The organism is Pantoea sp. App145 (assembly GCF_047947045.1).
In the GTDB taxonomy this organism is placed as follows: Bacteria; Pseudomonadota; Gammaproteobacteria; order Enterobacterales; family Enterobacteriaceae; genus Pantoea.
The window spans coordinates 699503-711017 of sequence record NZ_CP133290.1; the positions used below are offsets into that span (position 1 = coordinate 699503).

Consider the following 11515-nt stretch of genomic DNA (forward strand, 5'->3'; position numbering starts at 1 on the left):
GGGATGTCAGCAGCTGAGGAACCAATGGGTTGATATTTATTGATTTTAATCAATTTTATTTTGGGAGATATGCATGGTATGCACAACAATAGTTCATTGCCGTGCACTAAATTGATGCATAAGCATGTAAGGAATGAATCAATAGTTTCATTATGTGCATAGTGTAGCGGCGCGATTTATCGCGCTTTTTTTTGCTCAGAACTCAAAATTGCGCGATAAATCGCGCCGCTACGGGTCGGTGCCATATGCCGTGTGCCATACTGATTCTGACCAACCACACGAGGGTAAGGCGATGAAGTGGACTATCCTGTTGCTGCTGCTGACCAGCCTGGGCGTCGCAGCACAAACCAACTGGCAGCCGCAGCAAAAAACGCCGCTACCGCAACTGACACCCGCCGCAGCGAAATGTGATGTCTCTGCCTGCCAGCAGAACTGTTATATCCAGCAATCTCAATGCAACAACAATAAAGACAGCGCATGTGGTTCGCTGGCACAAATTTGCGTACAAAACTGTGCCAGTCAGTGCCGTTAAATGAAATAAAACTGTCACATCAGGGTGCTAGCGTGTTTCCCCGGCAAGGTAATATTCTGATAACAGGGGAAAATAATGAAAACCCGCTATACACTGATGGCCACCGTTTTGCTGCTGGCGCAGCAGGCGCATGCGATCTCACTGCCGGACGCCGCCGCGCTCGCCAGCCAGACTTCAACCGGTTCTGCTCACGCAGGTTACAACGATCTTGAACAGCAGATGTTGCAGGCTGAACGTGCTGCGTTACAGGGTAACAACCCAGCGCTGACGCGTAACCTGCTGGAAAAAGCCAAACAGTCACCAACGCAAGCTGACTACGCATGGCTGAAAAGTAAAGGTTACGATTTCCAGACCAAAGCCAATCAGCAGGCAGGCATCGCGCTGCTGTCGGGTTTTAGCGCTCTGCCGGCCAGCGTGCTGGATGCCAACCGCGCCACTGTCACCAACATCAATCTGAATGCCACCCATGGCACGCGCCATCAGGCGCTGGCCGATGCTGAAGGCATCAACCATCTTTATTTCCTCGCCGATGCGCTGGGTCCACGTCTGGGCAAAGCGTTTCTGGCTGCCTATGACAAGGGCGAACTGGGCAAAGCTGCTGCACTGATTAAGGCCAGCGAAGTCAGCACCGGCGCGGCGAAAAAGCATTTCAACTATCCGCGCCCGTTCCTGCATGAAGGCAACACCATCCATCTGGTGCCGGATGATACGGTAGTGAAAGATAATCAACCGTATACCGCCGATGGCGGTTCTTTTCCGAGTGGCCATACCAACACCGGTTACACCGATGCCTTGCTGATGGCCGAGATGGTGCCGGAACGCTTTGAAGCGCTGGTCACCCGTGGTGCGCGTTATGGTTATTCGCGTCTGGTGCTGGGCGTGCATTACCCGCTGGATGTGATGGGTTCACGCATGGTGGCCGAACGTAACGTTGCCAATTACCTGAACGACACGCGCTACCAGGCGCTGTTCAGTGAGGCGCGCGATCAGCTGCGTGCGGCGCTGGAGAAAGAGTGTGGTACCTCGCTGGCAGAGTGCGCACGCAGTGCCGGTCAGGATGACCCTTACACCTCGCCGCAGATGAAGCAGTTCTATCGCTTTACCATGAGCTACAACCTGCCGAAAGCCGCGGGTAAAAATGTGGCGGTGACTGTACCAGCTGGGGCTGAGGTGCTGCTGAAAGCGGCGTTGCCGCAGTTGTCTGACGCGCAACGTCGTGCGCTGATGGTGAAATCGGCACTGCCAGCAGGGTATCCGTTATCAGGTACCACTGCGGATCAGTCCTTCTGGCAACGCCTGGATCTAACCGCCGCTTACTCACTGGCGGAACATCAGTAAAGATTAAAATCGCGCGATGAATCGCGCCGCTACACAGGGCGCGATTGATTAATCGACAATAAATAACTTTGCACCGGTTTCCGTTGATGAACGATGCGCTTCGGCGTTATCGGCGACCTGGTAACTGACGCCCGGAGTCAGGGTAAAACAGCGGCCATCCTCCAGCTCGGTCAGCATCTCACCTTCAAGACACAACAAAATATGCCCTTTCAGGCACCAGTGATCGGCCAGATAACCCGGTGAATACTCCACCATCCGTACACGAATATCGTTAAAACGCTGCGTACGCCATAGCGCAAAGCCGCGTTCTCCGTGGTGCGTTTCCGGCTCGATGCGATCCCACGGGGTAATGCCAAACGGTAACTGGGTGATTTGCACGATGTTGATCCTGGTGAGGGTTGAACATTGTTTATACCCGTATTCATCCGTGGAGCAAACCCTTAACCTTGCTGATAAATTTCCAGCGCATCCGGGCCGCTGGCTCCCTGATGAATAATCGCCATCAGCGCTTTCACCACGCGTGATGGGTTATCGTGCTGGTAAACGTTGCGGCCATACACCATGCCGCTGGCACCCTGCGCCATCAGCGCCGCGCTTTTTTGCAGTACCGCACCCAGCTCGCCTTTGCCGCCACCGCGCACCAGCGTCGGGCAGCGCGCCGCTTCCACCACGCGATGAAAGTCTTCCACGTTCTCAGTCGGATCGGCTTTGACGATATCGGCACCCAACTCGCGCGCCAGGCGTACCAGCGGCACGATTTTCTCCACGTCACCGATCGAGCCGTACGCGGCACCCTGTCCCGCAGGGGCCATCACCAGCGGTTCAATCATCAGCGGCATCGCGTAACGATCGCAGGCCTGGCGCAGGCGACCAATATTCTCCACGCACATGCGGAAGATGCCAGGTTCGTCAGGGATCAGATACAGATTGACCACCACCGCAGCGGCATCCATCTGCAATGCGGCGAGAATCGGTTCTTCCGGATTGTGCAGCACCGCCCACATTTCGCGATGACGGGCGGCGTTATAGGCGTTACCGACGTCAGTACGCATCACCAACGCCGGTTTGCGTCCCACTTCGCGTTGCAACAAATCGGCCTGGCCGTAATTGACCTGAATGGCATCCGGCTGGGCAGCAATCAGGTTGCGCATCACACCGGCAATATTTTCCAGGCCAATGAGAAAATCGGGTTCATTAGCAATGCCGTGATCGATAGCCACATCGAGACATTTTCCGTGTTGAAACAGGCGATTCATGCGAACTTTATTGGTGACGAACATGACGAGTTTCCTCCTGAAAAACCGCGAGATAAGGAGATCATTGTAATTCCCGCTGCGCCTGAGCGAGCAAACGCCGTGTTGCAGTTGTGAAGTTGTTCACTTAATTTATTGTGGTTGGTTGAAATCCGCCCGTTACCAAAATTAAAGGAATATCAATGCGTTTAATGGAAAAAATCGCCGTACTGGCAGTGCTGGTGAGCGGCAGCGTACTGGCCCAGACTCCCGACATCGACCCGATCGTCACACCGCTGATGCAGCAATATCAGGTGCCCGGCATGGCCGTGGCGATTTTTTATCGCGGTAAAACCACGTTTTATAACTACGGCGTGGCGTCGAAAACCACACAACAGCCGATCACCAATGAAACGCTGTTTGAAATTGGCTCGCTGAGTAAAACCTTCACCGCGACGCTGGCGAGCTATGCAGCAGTCCGGCACAAGTTACAGTTCAGCGACACCGCCAGCCACTGGCTGCCAGAACTCAAGGGCAGTGCTTTTGATCGCGTCACATTGCTTAACCTTGCAACGCATACCAGCGGCACGCCGTTGTTTGTGCCGGATGCAGTGACCAATCAGCAGCAACTGATGGCATGGTATCAGCACTGGCAACCTTCTGCGCCGCCTGGCACACAGCGGGTTTATTCCAACCTCGGTATTGGGATGCTGGGCATGATCGCCGCTAAAAGCTTGCATCAGCCATTCCGGCAGGCAATGGAACAACAGCTGCTGCCCGCAATGGGGATGCATCACAGCTGGGTACAGGTGCCACCGGTAGAGATGAAAAACTATGCCCAGGGTTACAACAAACAGGATCAACCGGTACGTGTCACACCTGGCCCGCTGGATGCTGAAGCCTATGGTCTGAAATCAACCAGCGCCGATTTGATCCGCTGGCTGGCGATTCAGATCAATAACGTGCAAATTGATCCCGAATGGCGGCGGGCGATCGCCATCACCCATCAGGGGCAATATCACACCGAGGCGTTCACGCAGGCGATGATGTGGGAATATTATTCCTTGCCGGTAACACAACATACGCTGGTGGCGGGGAATAGCGGGCAGAGGATTATGCAGGGCATGGCTGCTCAGCCCATTCGCCCGCTACAGCCTGCGCCACAACAGGCGTGGTACAACAAAACCGGCTCCACCAATGGTTTCTCCACCTATGCGGTATTTATCCCGTCAGAGCACATTGCCGTGATTATGCTGGCGAATAAATGGTTCCCGAATGATGACCGGGTCGTGGCGGCGGATAAGATAATCAATATGATAAAAGGCAGGGATTAACTATGCAGTTACGTGCGTTACAGACAAATGATTACTCCTCGTGGCTGACCTTATGGCAGGGCTATCAACGTTTTTATGCGGCGGATAACGAAATCATCTATACGAAAGAAGTCTTACCCAGTCTATTTCCCTCGCGATAAAAGTAATGTGGAGCAATGTATCAATAACCTGCCGGAACAGAAGGATCGCAAGGATGTTTACTATCAAAACCACCCACCCGCAAAATACCGATTTACAACAGCTGATCGCTGAACTGGATGCTTTCCAGAGCGTGCTTTATCCGGCGGAAAGTAACCATTGTCTGGATCTCGCCACGGTTGAGGATGGCATGCTGCATTGCCTGATAGTCACCGATGCCGCTGACCATCCGGTGGGCTGTGGGGCGATTTTGTTGCAGGGTGACGGGGGTGCAGAATTAAAACGCATCTATGTGCGCCCGGCGTGGCGCGGTCACCAACTGGGTGAGGCGATTGTGCAGCGTCTTGAGACCCTCGCCATGCAGCAGGGCTATGAGGTGACCCGGCTGGAAACCGGCAATCAGCAACAGGCGGCTATCCGGCTGTACGAGAAAATGGGCTATCGCCAGTGCACGGCTTTCCCGCCTTATTTACCCGATCCGCTCAGCGTCTTTATGATGAAACCACTAAACACAAAGGAGTGAACAATGCGTACACAAAAACGTTGTATGGGATATGTGGCTATCGTGGTGGATGATTATGATCGGGCCATTGAATATTACACGCAGAAACTGGGATTCCATTTAATCGAAGATACGCCGCAACCCGGTAAGCGCTGGGTGGTGGTGAACCCCAACCCGGAGAGCGACTGCAACCTGTTACTGGCGAAAGCCTCAAATCCGCGTCAGGAAGGTTTTATCGGGAATCAATGTGGGGGACGCGTGTTCCTGTTTCTGCAAACCGATGATTTCTGGCGCGATTATCAGCAAATGAAAGCAAAGGGTGTGACCTTCTGCGAAGAACCTCGTGAAGAGGAATACGGCACGGTAGTGGTGTTTGAGGATATTTACGGCAACCGCTGGGACCTCTATCAGAATCGGTAAAGGCATCCTGGATTTATGCAGTTCCTGAGACGTTGAGGACGATCTATGCGCATAAAGATTGATGCAGTGCCTGACAGCCCAGTCTTTCCTGCACAGGCTGATGTGGTGGTGATTGGTGGTGGAATCATCGGTACCTCGGTCGCCTATGAACTGGCGAAGCGCGGCGTGTCGGTGGCGCTGTTTGAAAAAGGGGTGATGGCCTGCGAACAATCCAGCCGCAACTGGGGCTGGGTGCGACAACAAAACCGCGATCTTTACGAGCTGCCGATGGCGATGTACAGCCTGCAACGCTGGTCTGAGTTGGGGGATGAAATCGGCAGGGACCTGGGTTTCCGCCGTACCGGTATCCTGTACGGCACCACCGAAGCGGCAGACCTGGCAAAGTGGGAAAGCTGGGGTCAACAGGCGAAAAATATCGGTTTTCACAGCCAGCTGCTGTCGGCAAAAGAAGCTCAGGAACGTATTGGTGGCAAAACAACCTGGCTGGGTGGTGTGTGGTCGCCCAGTGATGGTCGTGCTGAACCTTCACAGGCGGTGCCTGCGCTGGCGATGGGGGCGCAGCAGCGGGGAGCCAACATTCAGCAGCGCTGTGCCGTGCGCGGGCTGGACATCAGTGGCGGTCGTGTAACCGGTGTGTGGACCGAGCGCGGCCTGGTCAAAACCAGCCGGGTCATCTGCTGTGGCGGAGCCTGGAGTTCACGCTTCTGCACGCGTTACGGCATTGAACTGCCGAGCGCCAACATTCTGGGTACGGCATTTAAGACTACAGTGGCGGCAGAAGTGACCCCGGGCTGTCTGAGTGTGCCTGGACTGGCGATGCGTCGGCGTCTGGATGGATCTTATACCGTGGCAATATCCGGGCGCGGGCAACTGGACCTGGCGCCGCAGAACCTGCGTTATGCCACACGCTTTTATCCCATGTACCGCAGCAAAATCGCCAAAAAGCTGAAAATCCGCATCAATAGCTCGTTCTTTTCCGGTCCGGAAGCGGCAGGATCCTGGTCGATGGACGCGGTCTCGCCGTTTGAAAAAATCCGCGTGCTGGATCCGGCGGCGGACAAGCAAATTTTGCGCGAAGCGATTGCCAAAATGGTGCATGAATTCCCGGTATTACAGGGTATTGCCGTCGATCATGCCTGGGGTGGCTGGATTGATACTACCCCGGACCTGGTGCCGGTGATTGACGAAATTCCGCAGATTCCGGGTCTGATCGTCGCCTCTGGCTTTAGTGGTCATGGTTTTGGCATCGGCCCGGGGGCCGGGAAGTTGTGTTCACAGCTGGTGATGAACGATCAGCCCTATACCGATTTGTCTCCCTATAGCCTGAGCCGTTTTGCCCGTGGTAATGCGATTCGCGAGCCACAGATGATGTAATGCGCACGGTCGCCCTCAAGGGCGGCCAAAAATAAAAATCAATTATCCATTCGTATACCTATCCGTTTGTATAACTTTCTTTTACACCACAGCTGATTGATATTGTTATTCAATATCTGCAAGGCAGGGTGTTATATGAACTCGATGACGGCTGAGAAGACATTTCTGCCCACCTCTTATCCGGTGCATGAAAAGATTATTTATTCGGTGGTGGATGACATTATCCACTGGATTGAAGACCACCTGTATGACGAAAATATTCGTGTCAGCACCGTAACCGGGAAAAGTGGTTATGGGCACTGGCATTTCCAGCGGATCTTCCGCGACGTAACCGGGTATAACCTCGGCGAATATATACGTCTGAGACGGGTCATCAGATCGACGTTTTCCATTATTCATAGCCAGAAAACCCTGCTGGAAATTGCGATAGAAAATGGTTTTACCAGCCAGCAAACCTTCACCCGTATTTTTAAAAAATATATTCATGCCACCCCGGGTGAAATCAGGGGGCAATATGCTAATGACAAAGGCGCATTCTTCCACCTGACGGCAGAACTGTTAAAAAACAAATAAGCGAAAAACCATTGCGTTGTTTAACGTAACATTTGAAAAGGAAAGACAATGAAATTGAAGATGGTGATGGGTGCTTTATTACTGGCGAGTCAGATAAGTGCAGCGTTTGCCGCGAGCGAAGAAAACCTTCCCGCACCGACAGCGGGTGTCGCGGCCTTTCTTAAAGTGCTGAACAGCGGTAACGGCAAACCGATTGAGCAACTTTCACCAGCAGCGGCACGTCAGGTACTGATTGGCGCGCAGAAGGGCGTCAAGCTGCCTGCTGCCCAGGTGAGTGAAAAAGTCATTCAGGTACTGGGTCAGCCGCTGACGCTGACCATCGTGAAGCCAGAACATGCGCAGGGCGTATTGCCGGTGTTTATGTTTTTCCACGGTGGTGGCTGGGTGTTAGGCGATTATCAGACGCATGAGCGCCTGGTACGCGATCTGGTGAATGCATCAGGCGCGGCAGCGGTGTTTGTTAATTACACCCCATCGCCGGAAGCACATTTCCCGGTCGCCATTACTCAGGCTTATGAAGCCACCAAATGGGTCGCGCAGCATGGCGCAGAGATTGGCGTCGATGGCAGCCGCCTGGCACTGGTCGGCAATAGCGTCGGGGGCAATATGGTGGCGGCAGTGGCGTTACAGGCCAAACAATTCCACACCCCGGCGATTCGTTATGACGTCATGCTGTGGCCGGTCACCAACGCCAGCTTTGATGATGCTTCTTACCAGCAGTTCGCGGATGGCCACTTCCTGACCAAAAACATGATGAAGTGGTTCTGGGATAGCTATGCCCCGAGTGAAAAAGATCGCAACAATATTCTGGCATCCCCGTTACGCGCCACCACTGAACAGTTACGCGGCTTACCGCCAACGCTGATTCAAACCGCCGAACTGGATGTGTTGCGTGATGAAGGTGAAGCGTTTGGACGCAAACTGGACGCAGCAGGCGTGCCCGTCACCGTCACCCGTTACAACGGCATGATCCATGACTATGGCTTACTGAATGCCCTGAGCCAAGAGCCAACAGTACGCACCGCGCTGCAACAGGCAGGCGCAGAAATAAAACTGCACCTCAACTAATCCGCGACGCCAGCATCCACGCTGGCGTTTTTCATTGCGGAAATTTTGCGCACAGAATGCGTGGGGGAGATGGCGGCAGTTGAGTTAATTTAATTGTCATCTTTCCCGGTTGTTATTGAATTCCTCTTCACCCATGGCAAGGACTTCTATCATGAAAAAAATCGGTATTAACGGCTTTGGTCGCATTGGTCGCCTGGTTCTGCGTCGTATTCTTGAGCAAAAAGAAGCGGTTGAAATTGTTGCTATCAACGATCTCACTTCGCCAGAAATGCTGGCTTATCTGCTGAAGTACGATTCCAACTACGGTGCTTTCCCGGTATCGGTCAGTGCTGAAGGCAACAACCTGGTGGTTGATGGCAAAAGTATCCAGGTTTTTGCTGAGAAAGACGCAAAGAACATCCCGTGGGGTCAGCTCGGTGTGGATGTGGTGATTGAATGCACCGGCTTCTATACCTCCGCGGACAAAGCCCAGGCGCATATTGATGCTGGCGCGAAAAAAGTGCTGATTTCTGCCCCGGCCGGTGACATGAAAACCATCGTGTTTAACGTCAACGATGACACGCTCGATGCGGCTGATACCATCATTTCGGTGGCTTCCTGCACCACTAACTGCCTGGCACCGATGGCGAAAGCGCTGAACGACAGCTTTGGCATTAAAGTCGGCACCATGACCACCGTCCATGCCTACACTGGCACCCAGGCGCTGGTTGATGGGCCGCGTGGTAAAGATTTCCGCGCCTCACGTGCCGCAGCAGAAAACGTCATTCCGCATACCACGGGCGCAGCGAAAGCCATCGGCCTGGTGATTCCGGCCTTGTCTGGCAAGCTGAAAGGGCATGCGCAGCGCGTGCCGGTGAAAACCGGTTCTGTCACCGAACTGGTATCGGTGCTGGATAAAAAAGTCACGGTGGATGAGATTAACGCTGCGCTGCAAAAAGCCTGTGAAAACAATGAGTCGTTTAAATATACCGACGATCCGATTGTTTCCTCCGACGTGATTGGCGTGCCCTTTGGTTCGATTTTCGATGCAACCCAGACCGAAATCAGCGAAGCCGGTGATATCCAGCTGGTGAAAACCGTCTCCTGGTATGACAACGAATACGGCTTTGTCACTCAGCTGGTTCGCGTGCTGCATAAGTTTTCCAGCCTTTAAGTCACTTATAGCGTGATACGTTGCGCCGTCGATCTGTAGCGGCGCAATTTATCGCGCTTTTTATTGACCTTATTGTCCACCAATTCGTTACACTGATTGCAATTTCACGTCATTGCTTGGCAAATCTGTTTACCTTAATCTGTGTTCAACGAAGGGGACATCACTCCTTTACCCGGTTAACACAGAGAATTGAGGAGCAGATCATGATTGAACAACGCCTGTCAGAACAACGTGGTGTCGGCGCGCACGGCTGGTTGCATTCGCACCATACTTTCTCGTTTGCCAACTATTGGGATCCGAAACAGGTAGGTTTCTCCGACCTGTTAGTCATCAACGATGATCAGGTGGCGAAAGCGCGTGGTTTTGGTGCACATCCGCACAGCAACATGGAAATTATCTCCTATGTGCTGGAAGGCGCGCTGGAACATAAAGACTCGATGGGAACGGGTTCGGTGATTGTCCCGGGTGATGTGCAGCTGATGAGTGCCGGCAGCGGCGTGACGCACAGCGAGTTTAACCACTCCAGTGAGGATGGCGTTCACTTCCTGCAAATCTGGGTGGTGCCATCTGAGAAGAACTCACCGCCGGGCTATCAGCAAATCTCGGTACCTGAGAGTGACAAACGTGGCAATCTGCGTCTGATCGTTTCTCCGGAAGGTCAGGAAGGTTCACTCAGCATTCGTCAGGATGTGCGTATCTACGCCGGACTCTTCAGTGCAGGTGAGCAGCAGACCCTGACGCTGGATGATGATCGTTATGCGTATATCCATGTGGCACGCGGCAGCATCACGGTGAATGGCGTGAAATTTAAAGCCGGAGATGGTGCGCGGGTGCGCAATGAAAAAACGCTGACCTTCAGCGAAGGCGATGAGGCCGAGGTGTTAGTGTTTGATTTGCGTCCGCTTGAAGTAAATCATCCGACCCGATAACCATTGGCAAGGTCGGCATCAATGCCGACCCTACACGTCAGGGGCGAATTTATTCGCCCCTGACGCTGTGACTAGCGTTGCAGAAACGCCAGCAGATCTTCATTTAACTGATCCTGATGGGTAACCGCGAAACCATGCGGACCATTCTCGTACACCTTCAGTTCTGCACCCTTAATCATCTCAGCCGCAACTTTGCCGGTGGTGGCAAAGGGGACGATCTGATCATTGCTGCCGTGTATAACCAGCGTCGGCACGTCAATCTTCTGCATATCCGGACGGAAATCCGTTTCAGAAAACGCGGTGACGCAATCCAGCGTCCCTTTCAGTGATGCCAGCAGGGCGATATTCAACGTCTGCGTCAGCACGCCGTCAGAAACGGTCTGGCCCGCGTTGGTGCCATAGAAAGGCGCGGCGAAATCACTGATAAACTGCGCACGATCTTTTCTCAATCCGTCACGGATACCAGCAAACACCGATAAATCCACGCCCTGCGGATAATCTTCGGCTTTACCAAAGATCGGCGTCACCGCGCCCAGCAGCACCAGTCCCGCAACGCGAGCGGTGCCATAATTGGCGATATAGCGGGTGACGTCGCCACCACCCATGGAGAAACCAACTAACGTAACGTCTTCCAGACCGAGGCAGTTGATCAGATCGTTAATGTCGGAAGCGAAGGTATCGTAATCATATCCCTGCCAGGGCTGCTCTGAGCGGCCAAAGCCACGACGGTCAAACGCAATAACGCGATAGCCACGTTCCGCCAGGAAATTCATCTGGCTATCCCACATATCCCCATCCAGCGGCCAGCCGTGGCTGAACAGCACCGGCTTACCTGTACCCCAATCTTTAAAATAAATCTGCGTACCGTCTGTGGTTCTGAAAGTGCTCATTGCATGGACCTCTTGTTGATTGAGTTGATTGA

Annotated in this window: 13 protein-coding genes; 10 read left to right on the forward strand and 3 right to left on the reverse strand. The window is 53.4% G+C overall.

Annotated features, from left to right (window positions below; translation table 11 throughout):
• Positions 1 to 292: 292 nt before the first annotated feature.
• Together RCF31_RS03140 and RCF31_RS03145 are read left to right on the forward strand one after the other, a co-directional pair.
• The gene (locus tag RCF31_RS03140; RefSeq protein ID WP_208715096.1) at positions 293 to 532 is read left to right on the forward strand and encodes a hypothetical protein; all 240 of its coding nucleotides are present in this window, start codon (positions 293 to 295) and stop codon (positions 530 to 532) included.
• Between the two features lie 75 nt (positions 533 to 607).
• Positions 608 to 1870, forward strand: a complete 1263-nt coding sequence (locus RCF31_RS03145; RefSeq protein WP_416412466.1) for an acid phosphatase — start codon at positions 608 to 610, stop codon at positions 1868 to 1870.
• A 48-nt stretch (positions 1871 to 1918) separates the two neighbouring features.
• Here RCF31_RS03145 and RCF31_RS03150 read toward each other — a convergent pair whose 3' ends face one another.
• Positions 1919 to 2248 (reverse strand): DHCW motif cupin fold protein, encoded by a 330-nt coding sequence (locus RCF31_RS03150; RefSeq protein WP_416412467.1) that lies wholly within the window; start codon positions 2246 to 2248, stop codon positions 1919 to 1921.
• A 62-nt stretch (positions 2249 to 2310) separates the two neighbouring features.
• Positions 2311 to 3150: an aldolase gene (locus RCF31_RS03155; RefSeq protein ID WP_313687729.1), complete on the reverse strand. Its 840-nt coding sequence runs from the start codon at positions 3148 to 3150 to the stop codon at positions 2311 to 2313.
• Positions 3151 to 3305: 155 nt separating this feature from the next.
• Between RCF31_RS03155 and ampC the strand changes: the two genes are divergently transcribed.
• From ampC to RCF31_RS03195, 8 genes are all read left to right on the forward strand, one after another.
• On the forward strand, positions 3306 to 4436 hold the full coding sequence (gene ampC, locus RCF31_RS03160; RefSeq protein ID WP_416412468.1) for a class C beta-lactamase: 1131 nt from the start codon (positions 3306 to 3308) through the stop codon (positions 4434 to 4436).
• 193 nt (positions 4437 to 4629) lie between these two features.
• Positions 4630 to 5097 (forward strand): GNAT family N-acetyltransferase, encoded by a 468-nt coding sequence (locus RCF31_RS03165; protein WP_416412469.1) that lies wholly within the window; start codon positions 4630 to 4632, stop codon positions 5095 to 5097.
• A 3-nt stretch (positions 5098 to 5100) separates the two neighbouring features.
• A complete protein-coding gene (locus RCF31_RS03170) occupies positions 5101 to 5496 on the forward strand; it encodes a VOC family protein (RefSeq protein WP_299453129.1) in 396 nt (131 codons plus the stop codon).
• Positions 5497 to 5541: 45 nt separating this feature from the next.
• Positions 5542 to 6870, forward strand: coding sequence for an NAD(P)/FAD-dependent oxidoreductase (locus tag RCF31_RS03175; protein WP_416412470.1), 1329 nt, complete (start codon positions 5542 to 5544; stop codon positions 6868 to 6870).
• Between the two features lie 135 nt (positions 6871 to 7005).
• Positions 7006 to 7443 (forward strand): helix-turn-helix domain-containing protein, encoded by a 438-nt coding sequence (locus tag RCF31_RS03180; RefSeq protein WP_416412471.1) that lies wholly within the window; start codon positions 7006 to 7008, stop codon positions 7441 to 7443.
• A gap of 48 nt (positions 7444 to 7491) precedes the next feature.
• Positions 7492 to 8511, forward strand: coding sequence for an alpha/beta hydrolase (locus RCF31_RS03185; protein ID WP_416412472.1), 1020 nt, complete (start codon positions 7492 to 7494; stop codon positions 8509 to 8511).
• 151 nt (positions 8512 to 8662) lie between these two features.
• Positions 8663 to 9664 carry a type I glyceraldehyde-3-phosphate dehydrogenase gene (gap, locus tag RCF31_RS03190; protein ID WP_416412473.1) on the forward strand — a complete coding sequence of 334 codons (1002 nt, stop codon included), beginning with the start codon at positions 8663 to 8665 and terminating at the stop codon, positions 9662 to 9664.
• A 203-nt stretch (positions 9665 to 9867) separates the two neighbouring features.
• The gene (locus RCF31_RS03195; RefSeq protein WP_416412474.1) at positions 9868 to 10593 is read left to right on the forward strand and encodes a pirin family protein; all 726 of its coding nucleotides are present in this window, start codon (positions 9868 to 9870) and stop codon (positions 10591 to 10593) included.
• Between the two features lie 71 nt (positions 10594 to 10664).
• Here RCF31_RS03195 and RCF31_RS03200 read toward each other — a convergent pair whose 3' ends face one another.
• Positions 10665 to 11483: an alpha/beta fold hydrolase gene (locus RCF31_RS03200; protein WP_416412475.1), complete on the reverse strand. Its 819-nt coding sequence runs from the start codon at positions 11481 to 11483 to the stop codon at positions 10665 to 10667.
• Between the last annotated feature and the right edge of the window lie 32 nt (positions 11484 to 11515).

Excerpts from the sequence above, each read along its gene's own strand:
- RCF31_RS03140 (WP_208715096.1), top strand. The coding sequence starts at position 293 with ATGAAGTGGACTATCCTGTTGCTGCTGCTGACCAGCCTGGGCGTCGCA.
- RCF31_RS03145 (WP_416412466.1), top strand. The coding sequence starts at position 608 with ATGAAAACCCGCTATACACTGATGGCCACCGTTTTGCTGCTGGCGCAG.
- RCF31_RS03155 (WP_313687729.1), bottom strand. The coding sequence starts at position 3,150 with ATGTTCGTCACCAATAAAGTTCGCATGAATCGCCTGTTTCAACACGGA.
- ampC (WP_416412468.1), top strand. The coding sequence starts at position 3,306 with ATGCGTTTAATGGAAAAAATCGCCGTACTGGCAGTGCTGGTGAGCGGC.
- RCF31_RS03165 (WP_416412469.1), top strand. The coding sequence starts at position 4,630 with ATGTTTACTATCAAAACCACCCACCCGCAAAATACCGATTTACAACAG.
- RCF31_RS03170 (WP_299453129.1), top strand. The coding sequence starts at position 5,101 with ATGCGTACACAAAAACGTTGTATGGGATATGTGGCTATCGTGGTGGAT.
- RCF31_RS03175 (WP_416412470.1), top strand. The coding sequence starts at position 5,542 with ATGCGCATAAAGATTGATGCAGTGCCTGACAGCCCAGTCTTTCCTGCA.
- RCF31_RS03180 (WP_416412471.1), top strand. The coding sequence starts at position 7,006 with ATGAACTCGATGACGGCTGAGAAGACATTTCTGCCCACCTCTTATCCG.
- RCF31_RS03185 (WP_416412472.1), top strand. The coding sequence starts at position 7,492 with ATGAAATTGAAGATGGTGATGGGTGCTTTATTACTGGCGAGTCAGATA.
- gap (WP_416412473.1), top strand. The coding sequence starts at position 8,663 with ATGAAAAAAATCGGTATTAACGGCTTTGGTCGCATTGGTCGCCTGGTT.
- RCF31_RS03195 (WP_416412474.1), top strand. The coding sequence starts at position 9,868 with ATGATTGAACAACGCCTGTCAGAACAACGTGGTGTCGGCGCGCACGGC.
- RCF31_RS03200 (WP_416412475.1), bottom strand. The coding sequence starts at position 11,483 with ATGAGCACTTTCAGAACCACAGACGGTACGCAGATTTATTTTAAAGAT.